Genomic DNA, 15,111 nt, shown 5'->3' on the forward strand with positions numbered 1-15,111 from the left:
TTTGGCTATTTTTAAGAGATTGGAGTAAATCTATTAAATCTTTATCATAAATGCTTAAAAGCATCTGTACTTCACCTACTGCTTCGATAATTGACGCAATTCCTGTTGCTTGTTCCATCCGTATCGTGTCATCCCCCTTGGTTTATAAACAGACAAGATCATAATCATAAGCAATACAGTAAGACCGCCAACGGAATGGACCAATGATCCACCAAGTGCACTTATGTCATCAAAGGAGGTTACAGGATCTCTAGCTACCTTAACCATATAGTTAATTGTTTGAGAGTAGCTAAGTAATACAACAGTAGCAAGAGAAGTTAATACCAGTTTAAAAATTACCCAATAGTGATGAAACAACCCCCACTTGGTTCCTAGTGACATCGCAAAACCAGTAACTAATGCCCCTATTGCCAATGGTACTAAAACCCACCAGTAGATTAACCCCATTGCTAGATAAGAGGACCTCAATAACTGAGAATCATTACTAGTTATTACAGCAACATCTAACGCAATAAAAGCAATAACTGAACCTATCCAACCTACAGATAGAGTTATATGTGAAATGAGTACGAATTTACGAAGACCTGATGACATCTTCACCAGTACCAAATCCTATCAGTGGGATGATTTACAAAATCATGTTGTTCAATTTCTCCAATAGAGTTTCCACCAGGTAAATGACGGCCAGGACCGTGTTCACCACCAGTAATTAACATAATCATTACTATTAGTAGTACGACAATAACTGCTATAAATGTAGATACTTTTACCCAACTAGGGATTCCTGGTGGTTCCTCCTCTATTTTTCTTTCTATATTAACGATTTCGTTTTGGTATTGGAATTTGGTTTTTTACTCATTATTGAATTGTTCCTCCCAACCGTTTTTATAAATATAATGGTTCATTTCAAATGTTACCTGGATTTTTAAGAAGATTATGCTACTGTTCAGCAACACCTTGACTTACGATCTTGTCCCATGTAGCCCCACCGTCTTTTGACAAAAATATATCTTTATTTCGGGTGGAATACACATATTCATTTTCATTTTCTGGGTTTTGTTTTACGTAAGTTATTACATCCCCACTATCTAACGAAGAAATTTTAAAATCAATTTGATCTGATCCATCCATTTTTATAGATAGTAATCCTTGCGGTAGTCCTACTAATAAAGAATCCCCATGATCAAATGAAACTGCTGTAACATTCAAATTTTCAAGGAAAGGTATAAATGAGTCTCCGTAATCCTTTGAAAGATACAGACCAGTGTTTGTTCCAATTGCTACCACTCCTTCTTTTGTAGGATGCGCAGCCAAGGAAGAGGGTTGTCCAATTAGACCATTTAACTCACTTTGATTCCATGTCTCTGTTTCATCTGTAGAATAATAAAACCCTGGTTCTTCCATTCGGGAATTAGGATGTGGGTTAAACACATATATTTCTCGCGTCCTGTAGCCAACCGCCATTCCGTGAAAATCCACTTCTTCGTATAGGTCAAAGATTTCTAATGTTTTACCACTGTCCGTACTTTTTACAATTCCAAAGGGATCTCCCATCTGAGATCCTGGTGCTGGATGACCACTACTGAAAAAACCATCTTCAAACATGGAAAACCCCATAAAATCATGAAGCTCTCCTTCTGTCTGATCATACCATGTACCATTTTTATAAAACTTTAACCCATCATGAGCAGGTACATATATTGTTTGACCATCACCTGAATAATCTAATCCATGTATGTGTTGGAAAGTGACATTATTACTAGTACTTATAACATTTTGTACCAGTAATATTATTGCAGCCACTAAGAGTATACTTACTATAATAATTAGAGTTGAATTTTTATACTTCACACTTTCACCATCCTAAATAGTTATTATTTTAGATTTTCTTTAAAAACCCATAAAACCATCAAAAAAGTTATTAACTAAAAAAGCTGTTAGAAGGACTATTAAATCAAAATACAACATTATTCTAAAGATTATCATTAATAATCCACCTATTTTCATTACGAGATTCATATATTTTTTTATCCAATTCATTTTTCCAATGAAAAATGCCATCACAAAGAACGGAATAGAAAAACCAATACTATAAGCCACCATATAGATCAACCCTGAACCTGGATTACTTAAACTGAGGGATATTATTGAAGCCAATATTGGCCCTATACAAGGTGTCCACCCTGCAGCAAATACTAATCCAATTGCATACGTGCCAAGAAAACCGCTTGGTCTTTTGGAAAAACTGATTTGGTAATTTTTCATTAATACAGATGGTTTTACAATTCCAGCTACAACCAGACCGAACAAAACTATAAAAACGGCTTTCAAAGAGGGTGTATCCTATTGCTAGGACGATTACCAAAAGAATTGTTAATCTCATTATGAGTTTTTTTTCACTTTCCCACCTCAGTCCATTAGTAATTCCTTTTCACTAAATTCCCAGTCTTCTTTCTAAATATCGCCATTCTATCTTGTAAGGTAAGGACTTTAAACTTATCCCCTTTATTTAGGTTTAAGCTTCTCCGTAATTCTGTAGGAATTGTTAATTTATTATTATCTCTAACTATCATTATGTTGTCTGTTGTACCTCGAGTTGCTTTACTAATTAACAATGCCTGTTGTTCAATAGATAAGCCAACATTAACCTGCTCTCCAGGAATAATCCCCATTATGTTCCTTATAATCTTTGGAACTGTAATAGTATAAGTCGTTGAAACAGCACATTCTATCGACCTATCTATAGCATCATTAAGTTCGACAGATTTACTATAACTTTTTATATCCATATAAACTTACCTCCGAGGCTTTATGTTTTTTTTTGTACAAATTCAAATATGTTACAACTAAACTTAGAGTTTCTAACATAAACACAGTATTTATATATTATCTAGATTTGTTGAAGTTTTTGTGAAGTTTCTTTCCTAATTTTCTTGTAAATAAAAAAAATCAACCATAGTATGTACCTGACAGATGCAATACCACGGCTGATTTTTTTCACATTTAAACTTTCAATCTATCCTTGAGTCTCATTTTCCTTAGTTTTATGACAGCAAACACCAACAAACTAATGGTTAAGAGTACATATATAGTATTTTGATATTCTAAAGCTATAACTCCAGCTGAAAACAACGAGAGCAAAAATACGAAAACGGTATTGCCAATAAAGGTTGCTAATACATAGTCTTTCGCTTTTATTTTACTCAAGCCACTACCAATATTAACAATACTTGCAGGCATAAACGGGAATAGTCGCATAAATAGTATAACCTTGAATCCGTTCTGTTCTATTTGTTGCTTAAATCTTAGGTGATTGTATTTATGTCCCCATTCCTGAAAACTGTATCTTGCTAAATAAAATACCAAGACAGACCCTAAAAAATTTCCCATTAAACTCCACAAGTACCCATTTAGAAACCCGAATAACCAAATGTTAAACATGGTTAAAAACAGAAAGGGGATAAGGGAGAGTACATTCTGCATAATCATAAAGGTAAATGTAATTAATAGAATGAAAAGCAATTCTTGCCCCATCATTTCATGAAGTGTAGCCCAATCACCAGACTTAAAATAAATAAGCCAATCTTGTTGATTGTATAATCCAAAACCAATGAGTACAAATAATAGAAGTAATATAAAGTATTTCAATTTTTTCCTCCAGCATAGTTGATTAATATATGTTTAGATATAACCTGCGTTCTTCTATAAGGCTCATTTCTTTACGAAAAGAGCCTTTATAAATTACCATTACCATAAATGCTCCCCCTAAAATAACAGGGGAGTGTTTCTATGGTTATTCGGGTTTGTTAGGAATAGTAAAATCAGGTGTGAAAACAGGCTCAAAGTCATAATAATGAACGGCTGCGACCATTCCACTGGATGCATGATGTAATTCATGACAGTGGAACATCCAATTTCCATGATTCTCAGCAACAAATACAATCTCATAGGATTCTTCTGGTATTACAATTAATGTTTCTTTTTTTATTGGAGACCCAGATATAGCTTCTCCGTTTCGTGCTACAACATAAAAGAAATGTCCGTGAAGATGCATCGGGTGATCTACATCAGTATTGTTAACAATGGTAACTTTTACCACGTCACCTTCGTCCACTTCGTAAATTTCGTGATCTTCATGCCCATTTGCTATACAAATATTAATAACAACTAAACCATTTTACCATTTTTACTTTTTATAAGTTCTACTCAGATATTTATTCTTCCGGTATAAAAAACTACCTCAGTTATTTTATCTGATAAAGTGGAATTTTGTTATAATGACTATAAACTTACCCTTGGACCGAATAATATACTTGTAGTGATACAGTAATAAGTATCAAAACGGATACACTTGTTTTAACTAAATCGTTTTTATCAAACAGTGATGATTGACCTTTTATTTGGTTTTGTCTTAAATATATAGAAAGTATCAATCCAAATAAAATACCTAAAATGCTCATCACATGACTGACACTAAGTAATCCCATAACCATTGGATTAATTCTAGAAAACTCTACGATTCCTCTTATTACTAAAAAACCTATAAGATAGTGGGTAAAAACTTGCCCATAGTAGTTAGGTCTTTTTAAACGTAACCATAAATACCCAAATAACAAATAATTTAAGATAAATTCATAAGCTTGTGCAGGGTGTAAATATTCTCCCTTAAATTCAATACCCCAAGGAAGTGAGTGAGAAATTGGCCCTCCAAATACATCACATCCTATTCTACTTATTCCTTGGGCTAAGATTAGGGACGGCGCAGCAATATCAAGAATTTGAAATAGTGGTAACTTGTGACGTTTTAAAAAGATGTAGCCAACAATAAGGCCCCCTAATATTCCACCATGGATGGAGAGTCCTCCTTTATGGATTGAAAGAATTTCCATTGGATTAGTAAAATAAAAAGATGGGTTGTATACCAATACATAAATGAGACGTGCCCCCACGATTCCCCCAATTAGGGAATAAAAGATTCCATCTATTAGGATCTTTTCATTAAACCCTCTACGCTTAACCTCTCTTATAAATAAAAGTAATCCAATTAAAGCTCCTATGGCAATCATTATGCCAAAGAAATAAATAGTAAATGGCCCAACATTAAAAATAGGTTTCATGCGTATAAATCCCTCCTATAAATCGATTTTATTAATTTAGTGTAGCAACCAAATGTAGATTTTCTATGTAGAGCGAAACATTTCACAAATATGACAAAATCCATTTTGATTACGACCCTAAACGGTAGTGACACACAGTTGGATAAGTGTAAAAATTGTGTTTTTTCACTTTTCAGTGTCCCTAAACAATGTGCGTAGCCTTCGCAATCGTTAAAAAGCCTGATAGAAGTGGTTTTCTCCTATCAGGCGAGTGCCGAGCGTAGCCATTGTCATACAAATAAAAGGCTCACCATTCGACAGTAGCAATAGTTTAACCCTAGTGTTTACTAAGCTCCACCCGTACTTCCTCTTCATTGATGAATGGTCGGAATATCATTTCTAAATAGGAGTTTTGATTAGTCAATAGCGGGGTCATATTAACTGTCTTCTCAAAAATCGCCATATATCGCGGGTGATGTGACTCTTCATTGACGACGATCCATTGAATAGGGGATACTTCGGTACCTTCCTCATTAGCTAGTACAATCCCCTCATCGAATGGAACCGCCATTAAATCACCAGAATGTGTGGACATATCTATATTTATGAAAAAGAAATCAAATGGATTAACATTGGCTAGTTCCCATATGAGCTCTTGATTCTCTAAGTTGTATGGAGATAAAAGCTGGATTTGAATATCCACTCCTTCCGTAAACTCTTCTCCACTTACCAAGTAGTTTTTCGTTTCTTGTCTGTCCGTAAAATCATCTTCCATAGTCTCGTTACTTGCTAACATTCCTTTTAACGTCATTTCGTGTGGTTCGTTTCCTAAATCCAATTCATTTAAAATCGAATAGTCTTTTGTATCAATAATAACTAGGTTATTCGATTCCCGATGGGTTACAAAAGCAAATTCTCCATTAGGAGAAAAGGAGATATGATTAGCATAGGAGGCTGTTTCTATTGTTTTCACGACAGATAGGGTTTCCACATCGATCACAGAAACATCATTGGAATGATTATTTGCGGTCCACACTTGTTTCCCATCTGGAGACACCGTTACTCCATGAACGCCTTCTCCAACTTGTATTTCTTCAATTACTTCAAATCTCACCATATCTATAACACTAATCGTATTTGATCTGACATTGGCTGAATAAGCAAAATCCATAGTTGGACTAACTGCTACTTCATTGGGAACTTCTCCCACAGGAATAGTTGCGAGCACTTGATAAGTATAAGCATCAACGACACTAATGGAGTTACCATTCACATTTGCGACCCAAATTTGTGCTCCATCATTGGTGACACTCACATGAGCTGGACCGTCATCTGTGGTTATTCTTGCGATTTCTGTAAATGTGTTCGTATCGACAACAGCTAAGACTCCCCCATCTTCTCCTAAACCTCCCATTAGTGAAACGTACAAGAATTCACCTGATGGATGAATGTCAATCCCATGTACTCCCTCATCAAAAATTAATTCGCTGACAATTTCCTGTGTATCAACCTCCAACGCTTGTAAACTTTTCCCTTGAAAACCTGTACCATAATAAACAACTTTTTCATCAGGAGAAATAGCAATACCATGAGAAAGCTCATTTACACCCAATGAAATAGATTCAACCGATTCCCTTTCATCTAGATCAATTTTGGAAAGTGTTCCATCGCCTGCATTGGCTACATAAAAAGCAGGTGCACTTACTGCAACATTTCTGTCTAGTGTAAAAAAAACAACTACTCCTATGAAAATCAGCATACTAAGTAATAAAATCATCCGTTTCTTATTCAATTAGAGTTCCTCCTTTAATCATCGTTACCAAATTCTTTCTACTTCAATAACAACACCTATTAATAAATAGTAGAAAAAAACTTGAGGTACATGATAGAAAAAACAGGCACCTCATTCCATATTGGTACCTGGTTCTTATCAATTAACCTATAACTTTTCTCTATGTTCCCTCAACTGCTGTAACTCTTTTTGCAGAAGTTGATTCTGTTCGAAGGCTTTATTCATTCTTTCATTTAGTAGTTCCGTTTCTTCCTTTGATAGATTGTTTTGTGTCACTTGTTTATTTTGTTTACTAGATACGGATATGGCTTTCCAGCAGAAGAATAGACATACCCCTTTTAAAGCAATAATAGCTAATAATAAATAATTATCCAAAGTCTCACCCCTAACAAATAAATAAACTTAACCTTTCATTTCATTAATTTTATTTTTTAGGCTTTCATTTTCCTTTTCTAATTTATCTAGCTTCGACTCCAAATTATAAAAGTTTGTTGTTTTATTTGATGTTTTACCGGATCCACAACAGCCCCCGCTTTTCCCCGTCATCCCTTTTCCACACTTAATCATCATATATACAAATACGATCAACAAAATGACAGTTAATAAGGATGAATCCATTCCATTGTCCCCCTTCCAATTAGAAGTTAACTAGTTTACATAAAAGATGACCCATTATCGATAGCGTTTTAGTGATTCAATTTCCTTTACTAGCTTTTCATTTTGTTCCATCAATTTCCCAATATTCTTTTTCATTTCCGTAACATTTGAATTATTACCTTGAGACTGATTGTTATTGCTGTTCATACTCTTAATGATGAAAAACATGGCAATTAGCATTAATGGACATAATAACAGTGCAAGATACGAAAAATCCATTAAACTTTCCCCCCTCAACTTTGTTAGTCAGTTTTCTAATTCTAGTGATCTGTTATCAGTATAAATTGAAAATATGATGAAACTGTGAAATTATCATTAATTCAAATAATTCAATGGGTCTACACTATTCGATTTTTGCCCATTCCATCCACCTTCGTGCACTTCAAAATGTAAGTGAACTCCTGTTGATACACCAGTTGTCCCCATCACTGCTATTTGTTCTCCACGTTCGACACGTTGACCGACACGAACATGAATCGAGTCCAAATGTGCATATAGTGTTGTAATCGTTTGACCATTGATCACGTGGGATAGCATGATTGTGTTCCCATATCCCCCCATATATCTCGCTTCAATTACCGACCCTGATTCTGCAGCAAAAATATCCGTTCCTCGGTTTCTACTTATATCAATTCCATGATGAAACTCTTCAGTTCTACGGACGGGATGGATTCTTGGTCCGTATGGAGAGGTAATATCTTTACTTAATGTCGGCCACATTAACGTACCGGAATTATTTTGTTTTAAAGTCGAACGATTACTAGTTTGAGACGGTTGTGTTTTCTTATTTCCATCTTCTTCCAAACGTTTCAATTCCGCTTTAGCAGCTGCTTCTTGGTTTTTCAATATAGTCTTCTCCTCCTCATAGGAAACGATGAAATCTTCTACATCAATTTGCTGCTTTTCCAGCATCTCTACAATTTCCTCTTTCTCCTGAAGCTTGTCTTCAATCTTCTGTAATAATGACTGTAATTCTCTCCTTTGTTCTTCTAAACTCGTTAACTGCGATTCTAGATCAATGAATGCCATATCTAATGCTTCTTTGTCGGCAACATGCTGCTCTAATATATTCCTATCCTGTCGGGCTATCGTTGTTAACGCACTCACTCGTTCTATTAAGTCTCCGAAACTTTTAGAACCTAAAATCACTTCTATATAATTGATAATTCCACCCGTTTGATACATGGATCGCACGCGATCCTTTAACAGTTCATCCCTCTGAGCAATTCTCTCTTCAAGTTCCTCTATTTCTATATGCAGTACTTCGATTCGCTCTTCGGTTTCATCCATCTCTATTTCCTTTTCATTAATTAGTTTTTTTGTTTCTACTGCCTTTTCATCTAACACCTGAAACTCATTGTAAGCTTGCTTTATTTTTTGCTTAATTGTTTCCAGTTCACGATTCGCTTCCTCTGCTTCCCTATCAATTTCACCTTGACGTTCCTGATAGGATTCAATCTTCCTCTCTAAGTCTTCTTCATTGGCTTCTACTACTTGAAACGTAAGTACAGTGAGAGTTGATAGTGCAATTAACATGGTAAACAATAAAATGATATTACGATTATTCATGAAATTCCTCCTCATAGTCAATAAGGCTCTCTTTTATAAGATTTCCCCTGTGCTTGTCCTTCCGGAGGAACCATCTATCAATCCTCCAAGTCAACACCAAAAAGTAACATAATTTGTAAAACGAACCTATGTTTCCCACTATTTTTAAGCTTTCCATAAGATTTTCAAATGCTAATGACCATGTTAAACATAATACAATCTTACCTAGGAATTTTGAAAAAACGATGGAGAAATTGCTACAGGAAGATCACAAAAACATGTCTAACATTTGACACTTTCCAACTTTTTACAACAAAAAATCAGCTCCTTCATGGAACTGAACAAATTTCGACTATTAATTTTTCATCTCTAATCTGTCTAAAAAAATATATTTCCTTTGATTATTACATAGGGCATGCTTTTCGAAATTAGGATTTCTTTCTTTTAAGACCTCTGTAACACCATTAATAGTACCGCTAGTACCGACACCACTAATTTAAATATCTACTTTTCCCTCTATAATATTTATCCCATTAAATTATTGATTAAGTATTTTAGAAAAGTTTCATATTTATCAAAGGTTAATAGTAATAACAATAAATCAACACGTAATGAAGATGAAAAATCGGGAAATATTTTGTAACAATAGTTTAATATAAAGTGTCTCCTCTTTTTCAAAAATAAGTGATAATCTTGATTTATATTTAATTACACAAACAATTTATTTGTTGTTAATTATGGAGGAGAGCAATCATGAAAAAAAAGATATTATCAAGTGTTTTAGCAGGTTCGTTACTTTTTGGAAGTGCTGTACAGGCATCAACATATTCCGTTCAATCTGGTGATTCATTATGGAGAATTGCAACGAACAACAACATAACAGTAAAACAATTAATGGATATCAATAACCTTCAATCGACATTAATTCGCCAAGGGCAAACACTGAAGATAGAAGAAATTACCACGATTGATCTAAATCAAAATAACACTTCAAAATATCTAGTTCAATCAGGGGACACATTATCTGTTATCGCAAAAAAACACGGATTAACACTAAGGCAGTTGTTAAATTTTAATTCAACGATCTCAAATCCAAATGTGATTCGAGTAGGTCAAGAAATTAATGTTTCAAGTAGTTCAAATACATCTATCACACAACTTTCGAATCGTACAAGCACTTATACAGTACAAGCTGGTGATTTCCTATCTGGAATTGCAAGAAATCATGGGTTAACACTAAATCAAATATTAAGTCTTAATCCTTCTATTTCAAACGCGAATTTAATTCGAGTAGGTCAGCAAATTAATGTACAAGGAAATGTAGATGCAAGTCCTTCCCAAGTAAGCAATTCAAACAATAATTTTGTAGAATCACTAATTGCTGATGCCAAATCACATCTAGGAACACCATATCTATGGGGTGGAATTACACCAAGTGGCTTTGACAGCAGTGGTTTTATCGTTTATACATTCAATCAAAATGGAATATCTCTTCCTAGAACGCATAGAGATTACTATCCATTAGGGTCGTCTGTAGTGTCATCCGATCGACAAAGAGGGGATGTTGTTTTCTTTGAAACATGGCGCTCAGGAGCATCCCATGCAGGTATCTATTTAGGAAACGGTGAGTTTATTCACGCTAGTTCCTCAAGAGGTGTAACCATTACAAAAATGGATAATTCGTATTGGGCTTCAAGATACATTGGTACAAAACGCTATCGCTAAAAAGAAGCTGAGACAAAACTAGCTAAAAATAGTGCAAAAAGGTTCCAAACATCAATAACTGATGATCGGGACCTTTATCATTAGGCTGTTTTCACAGGAATCTCCTATTTAGTGGCTCCTGCATCTTTTAAAACTATCTGCGCTACACACTCCACATGGCTCGAGAGGATAGCATTGCTGTCTTTAGTATTTTTTATATTCTTACGTTCGTGGGAACATAGCCATAGATTTTTGGCTTTTTTTAGTTAATTGGACGTTCAAGAGAACATATCAACAATAGCGCTTACCATTTAATCAAGGAAAAATTATTTAGTGAAAACTGCTTAATAAATAACTCTATCTTATCTAGATCATCTTTACTATGCCAGTAAAATACCCACCGACGGCTCCTTAAAATAGGAACAATCACATCAGAATAATAAGGAAAATCGACACCCATAATTGAATGTCCCATTACAATAACTTCATCTATGTCTTTACTATTAATAAAAGACTCCAGCGAGGCATAATTCTTTTCTGAATTCTTTGATGCAGCATCACAAAATTCAATAATGTGTTTAATCCCCGGTTCAATTGAGACAGTATAGAAGTCATTGTGTCCATACTTTTCTTCCATTTCTTTTTTGATAACCTCTATGTTATTTCCTACTGATCCAAATTGTATTTGTCGTCTTACGGTATCGTTATTGATTAAATCGACCCTTACTTGCTCAGCAGTCTCAGCTTCTTCAATTGTTGCAAAACTCGGAGTAATCCAGTCAAACATATCGCGAATGTTAATCAAGTCAATGTGCCCATGAATATGAAAAACGTTGTCAGGCGCAATTTTATAGACTTGTTCTAAAGTGCTGGTGTAATTAAATGTAATATATGAGTCACTTCCACTTAAATGCATTTTATTTTCCGGGTCTGAGAATTCTATATTGACCAACCATTCCAAAAAGTATTGGCCAGTAAAATCGAATATAAATTTTGTTTGTTCTTCCAAATCTATATCAATTCCATACCATCTTGAATCGCTGTCGTCATTTAAATCTGGGTAATACTCATTAATTGCATCATCGATACATTCCTCATAATTAATTGTTAATGATTGTTCCAGATCGCTCCACTTATCTGAAATAGACAAGTCTAAATACTGAAAGTCTTCAAGAGCCTTAAATGCATGTGAATGATGTTTTAATATAAAATCGCGATAATCTCTGTATCCGGTTCTATAGCCATGATGCAAGTCAAAACCATTTCCACATATGTAGAGTTTCATTCTTCCTCCTCGTTTTTCTGCTTTTCAATTTCGGTATATGTCAAAACCGTTTCCAATAATGAATAAATTCAACTTTTAACCCCACCCTGTCATATTGCATCAATTGTTAATAATATCACTGCCCGTATTTCTATTTTTCTTTTAGGGCCGGTAAAACTGCATCTAAATACTCCTGCCAATAATCATTATCGCCTTCCATGTCATGTAGCCAATAGTACATAAATAGCATTTCTAGTTCTTGCTTTTTTCCTTTTATGAATGGTTTCTTTGGTATTTTTCTATACAAAGAGTTGAGATTAAATAGATTACTTTTCTGCTTATAATCATAGTCATACTTCCTATAGGAATACTGACTTTTTTTCCTATGTGAAGTAGGCCAGATATCTTCATTATCATGAAATCTGTTAATCCAATCAAAAGCAAATGCAGCAAGGTTTACTTGATGCTTCGCCCAAGTTCTTTCGAGCCAATCACTAATCTCTTCAGATATTGTTGGCACGCGAAAGGCAGAATGTTTTTGGCTTTGAACCCTATGATAGTCTTTGATAAAGAGAAAAAGCATTTCTGTCTGCTCCTTAAGAAATGGAAGCTTTTTAATGAGTTTAGTATAGCACTCATAAGAGACACTCCTAAATTCGCTGTCAGTATTATAAAGAAAAAACAGCTCATCCTCTTTCAAGATATTCCCTATATACTTGTTGACCTGCTTTCCATATTCATCATACATACTAACAGCCCAATCTCTAACTTCAGGCTCATATTCATCTAACTGTTTACGATATTTTTCTAGCTTCTCGCTGTGGAGCACTGTTTTTTCTTCAGATTCAGTGGTGTTGAGATAGTTATTGAAGTATTCAAAGATATAATCTACACATATTTTCATATTCTGAGTACGTGCATCAAGATCAAATTCATTAAGCTTGTCTTCTTTTTTTCTGCGTGCAATATACTCTTCAATACTAAGCATAAAAACCACTCCAAACCAAAATACTAGGGCTAGACATCTAAATGCCAACCAGGAGTCATCGCCCATAAAGCCTCTTTAATACCTAAAAAAATAAAACGCTGTCAGTTAGCAAATCGACTATCAGAGAAAAAACATACGCAGTGTTTCTTGATTTTCTGCTGAACTCATGTCTAACTCCCGTCTCCCCATTCACCCAACGATCATAGTAAGACTTTACACCTCGACAGCTAGATTTATTACCATAATTATACATACCTTATAACATTTTATCTATGTATATCTTCATATATTTGTATAAACAATAAAACCGCCAATCAGTTATAGTTCCCTTGATTGGCGGTCGGATCAATATCTTATATTTCAACCTCAAGCTCAACCCCTGACTTGAAACTCTACAGTCACTTTATCACCATCAACAGTTACCTTCTCATGTCGTTTCAATGCGCAGTAAGATTCTACTAAGCTATACCAACTCCCTCACAATACATTCCTATAAATAAAAAGACGCACCTCCTAATATGGAAATGCGGCAGAAATGAAAAAAATCTTAGACCTGATTATATGTTTAATTAGTCATTTTGATTTTGTAATTTCGCTAAATTTATAACTGCATTGAGATAAATCTTATTAAAAAGTTATTTCAATAGTAATTACTCACCATTCATCAGAGTCCCAAGTGTCAGATCCAATAGCAGCATCAGCAAATTCCCTTATTGCATCATCTACTTGTTGTTGGTGATCCGAATCAAGCTGATCATATAATTCTTCATCTAATTCATCCTCTGGCCCCATCTCATCAAGACTAGAAATTAACTTTTCCACTATTTTCTCCTGTTCCTTTTTTGATAGATTATCACTAGACATGATTCATTCCCCCTCTCCTTTCTAAAAATTAAAATTTACATAATAATAAAGCTATGAAATGAAAATTTTATTAACAAAACTTCAAAACTTGCCTAGTTTCCTTAATACCAATTATTCCAAATTTATATAATATAGGCAATCATTTTTGTGCCAGATAATGGTCCGTTTATTGAAAACCCACCAGATAATACTTTCTCCAAAGTACATTCTTCAATATACGAAATTATTTATTGCGCAGTATACTACGCATTAAAGGATTGATCTTAGACCATTAATAAAAGGAGCTGCCTTCTGCAACTCCTTGTTCCACTCTTGCACCCGGTAGCTTAAACAACCTATTCACCATATGGCTTTTCTGGTGTTTTCCACTGAACGCCGATAATGTAATCCTTTTTATCTATTGTTACTTCAACGGAAAGTATATCTCGATGAAGTATAAAGTTTCTCATTTCCATTAAAACACCTCCATTACTTAACTTTATCATAAGTTTATTCCGCTATTTAACAATCCTGCTCCGTTAGGTTGAACATACTCTCAATGATAGGTAGGATATCCCAGATTATCTGTATCTTATTGGAGAAATATTATATAATTTGTATGAACAATTCATTCCATAAGGGAGGTAGAAACATGGCTAGATGTACGGCTCCAGTAAGGGGACATCAATCAGCAAGTGCACGAGCCAACTGCCCAGCGTGCGGTGGTAGTTACAGTAGCAACTACAGGTCGTACTCAACCCCTTCTTATTCCCCGTCTTATAGAAGTGGAGGCGGCGGAAGTAGTAGCGGAGGGGCCAGAAGCAGTGCAAAACCGCGTTGGTCGGGAGCAAATTCGTCCGTGGTGTACACGGTTCAAGAAGTTAGGGCACTCACACCAATCCGCAACAGCGTCGAAAAGCTAGCAGAGCTACCTGACCTTGACCTTAGGGACGTCTTCCTCTGCCGTGCGTGGGACGACCGGAAGGGAGTCGCCAAGGATCTGCACGATCTACTTGAGTCACAAGGTGTCTCCGTCTGGTTCAGCGAGAAAGACGTTGGCCTCGGCGTGCCGTTACTTCGTGCAATAGACAAGGGCTTGGCGAAATCGAGAGTTGGGCTTGTGCTGGTGACCCCTGCGTTGCTAAGTCGCCTCCAATTTCCAATATTCGAGATTGTAATTCGAACAGGTTTATCTAGCTCGATTAACTCCTTGTAAAGC

The 15,111-nt window shown here is 35.1% G+C and carries 17 protein-coding genes; 2 read left to right on the forward strand and 15 right to left on the reverse strand.

Going from position 1 to position 15,111, the window contains the following annotated elements; translation table 11 throughout:
* Positions 1–75: 75 nt before the first annotated feature.
* The 12 genes from BCELL_RS15110 to BCELL_RS15165 form a co-directional block, all read right to left on the reverse strand.
* Positions 76–594, reverse strand: a complete 519-nt coding sequence (locus BCELL_RS15110) for a hypothetical protein (RefSeq protein WP_041809099.1) — start codon at positions 592–594, stop codon at positions 76–78.
* Between the two features lie 345 nt (positions 595–939).
* Complete coding sequence (locus BCELL_RS15115; RefSeq protein WP_013489639.1) at positions 940–1,851, reverse strand: F510_1955 family glycosylhydrolase; 912 nt, start codon at positions 1,849–1,851, stop codon at positions 940–942.
* Positions 1,852–1,890: 39 nt separating this feature from the next.
* Positions 1,891–2,331 (reverse strand): cytochrome c biogenesis CcdA family protein, encoded by a 441-nt coding sequence (locus tag BCELL_RS15120; RefSeq protein ID WP_049786652.1) that lies wholly within the window; start codon positions 2,329–2,331, stop codon positions 1,891–1,893.
* An 86-nt stretch (positions 2,332–2,417) separates the two neighbouring features.
* On the reverse strand, positions 2,418–2,789 hold the full coding sequence (locus BCELL_RS15125; RefSeq protein WP_013489640.1) for a hypothetical protein: 372 nt from the start codon (positions 2,787–2,789) through the stop codon (positions 2,418–2,420).
* Between the two features lie 214 nt (positions 2,790–3,003).
* Positions 3,004–3,648 carry a TVP38/TMEM64 family protein gene (locus BCELL_RS15130; protein ID WP_013489641.1) on the reverse strand — a complete coding sequence of 215 codons (645 nt, stop codon included), beginning with the start codon at positions 3,646–3,648 and terminating at the stop codon, positions 3,004–3,006.
* A gap of 145 nt (positions 3,649–3,793) precedes the next feature.
* Entirely contained in the window at positions 3,794–4,162 is a 369-nt protein-coding gene (locus BCELL_RS15135) for a multicopper oxidase domain-containing protein (RefSeq protein ID WP_081457315.1), read from the reverse strand.
* A gap of 127 nt (positions 4,163–4,289) precedes the next feature.
* The gene (gene lgt, locus BCELL_RS15140; protein ID WP_013489643.1) at positions 4,290–5,117 is read right to left on the reverse strand and encodes a prolipoprotein diacylglyceryl transferase; all 828 of its coding nucleotides are present in this window, start codon (positions 5,115–5,117) and stop codon (positions 4,290–4,292) included.
* A gap of 316 nt (positions 5,118–5,433) precedes the next feature.
* Positions 5,434–6,888 carry a YncE family protein gene (locus BCELL_RS15145; protein WP_013489644.1) on the reverse strand — a complete coding sequence of 485 codons (1,455 nt, stop codon included), beginning with the start codon at positions 6,886–6,888 and terminating at the stop codon, positions 5,434–5,436.
* 147 nt (positions 6,889–7,035) lie between these two features.
* Positions 7,036–7,263, reverse strand: coding sequence for a hypothetical protein (locus BCELL_RS15150; protein WP_013489645.1), 228 nt, complete (start codon positions 7,261–7,263; stop codon positions 7,036–7,038).
* A gap of 27 nt (positions 7,264–7,290) precedes the next feature.
* A complete protein-coding gene (locus tag BCELL_RS15155) occupies positions 7,291–7,506 on the reverse strand; it encodes a hypothetical protein (RefSeq protein ID WP_013489646.1) in 216 nt (71 codons plus the stop codon).
* 54 nt (positions 7,507–7,560) lie between these two features.
* A complete protein-coding gene (locus tag BCELL_RS15160; RefSeq protein WP_013489647.1) occupies positions 7,561–7,764 on the reverse strand; it encodes a hypothetical protein in 204 nt (67 codons plus the stop codon).
* A gap of 96 nt (positions 7,765–7,860) precedes the next feature.
* Positions 7,861–9,114 carry a murein hydrolase activator EnvC family protein gene (locus BCELL_RS15165; RefSeq protein ID WP_013489648.1) on the reverse strand — a complete coding sequence of 418 codons (1,254 nt, stop codon included), beginning with the start codon at positions 9,112–9,114 and terminating at the stop codon, positions 7,861–7,863.
* A 732-nt stretch (positions 9,115–9,846) separates the two neighbouring features.
* Here BCELL_RS15165 and BCELL_RS15170 point away from each other — a divergent pair.
* Entirely contained in the window at positions 9,847–10,818 is a 972-nt protein-coding gene (locus BCELL_RS15170; protein ID WP_013489649.1) for a C40 family peptidase, read from the forward strand.
* A 283-nt stretch (positions 10,819–11,101) separates the two neighbouring features.
* On the opposite strand, the gene BCELL_RS15175 is transcribed toward BCELL_RS15170, so the two are convergent.
* From BCELL_RS15175 to BCELL_RS15185, 3 genes are all read right to left on the reverse strand, one after another.
* On the reverse strand, positions 11,102–12,082 hold the full coding sequence (locus BCELL_RS15175; RefSeq protein ID WP_013489650.1) for a bacteriophage abortive infection AbiH family protein: 981 nt from the start codon (positions 12,080–12,082) through the stop codon (positions 11,102–11,104).
* A 130-nt stretch (positions 12,083–12,212) separates the two neighbouring features.
* Positions 12,213–13,049, reverse strand: coding sequence for a hypothetical protein (locus BCELL_RS15180; protein ID WP_013489651.1), 837 nt, complete (start codon positions 13,047–13,049; stop codon positions 12,213–12,215).
* 654 nt (positions 13,050–13,703) lie between these two features.
* On the reverse strand, positions 13,704–13,913 hold the full coding sequence (locus BCELL_RS15185; RefSeq protein WP_013489652.1) for a hypothetical protein: 210 nt from the start codon (positions 13,911–13,913) through the stop codon (positions 13,704–13,706).
* Between the two features lie 631 nt (positions 13,914–14,544).
* Between BCELL_RS15185 and BCELL_RS15190 the strand changes: the two genes are divergently transcribed.
* Positions 14,545–15,108, forward strand: coding sequence for a toll/interleukin-1 receptor domain-containing protein (locus BCELL_RS15190; RefSeq protein ID WP_013489654.1), 564 nt, complete (start codon positions 14,545–14,547; stop codon positions 15,106–15,108).
* The last annotated feature ends 3 nt before the right edge of the window (positions 15,109–15,111 follow it).

The sequence above is a fragment of the Evansella cellulosilytica DSM 2522 genome (assembly GCF_000177235.2).
Classification (GTDB): Bacteria; Bacillota; Bacilli; order Bacillales; family Salisediminibacteriaceae; genus Evansella; species Evansella cellulosilytica.

Bases quoted from the DNA above. Each gene is read 5' to 3' on its own strand.
- BCELL_RS15110 (WP_041809099.1), bottom strand. From the start codon at position 594: ATGTCATCAGGTCTTCGTAAATTCGTACTCATTTCACATATAACTCTA.
- BCELL_RS15125 (WP_013489640.1), bottom strand. From the start codon at position 2,789: ATGGATATAAAAAGTTATAGTAAATCTGTCGAACTTAATGATGCTATA.
- lgt (WP_013489643.1), bottom strand. From the start codon at position 5,117: ATGAAACCTATTTTTAATGTTGGGCCATTTACTATTTATTTCTTTGGC.
- BCELL_RS15155 (WP_013489646.1), bottom strand. From the start codon at position 7,506: ATGGATTCATCCTTATTAACTGTCATTTTGTTGATCGTATTTGTATAT.
- BCELL_RS15160 (WP_013489647.1), bottom strand. From the start codon at position 7,764: ATGGATTTTTCGTATCTTGCACTGTTATTATGTCCATTAATGCTAATT.
- BCELL_RS15165 (WP_013489648.1), bottom strand. From the start codon at position 9,114: ATGAATAATCGTAATATCATTTTATTGTTTACCATGTTAATTGCACTA.
- BCELL_RS15170 (WP_013489649.1), top strand. From the start codon at position 9,847: ATGAAAAAAAAGATATTATCAAGTGTTTTAGCAGGTTCGTTACTTTTT.
- BCELL_RS15175 (WP_013489650.1), bottom strand. From the start codon at position 12,082: ATGAAACTCTACATATGTGGAAATGGTTTTGACTTGCATCATGGCTAT.
- BCELL_RS15180 (WP_013489651.1), bottom strand. From the start codon at position 13,049: ATGCTTAGTATTGAAGAGTATATTGCACGCAGAAAAAAAGAAGACAAG.
- BCELL_RS15185 (WP_013489652.1), bottom strand. From the start codon at position 13,913: ATGTCTAGTGATAATCTATCAAAAAAGGAACAGGAGAAAATAGTGGAA.
- BCELL_RS15190 (WP_013489654.1), top strand. From the start codon at position 14,545: ATGGCTAGATGTACGGCTCCAGTAAGGGGACATCAATCAGCAAGTGCA.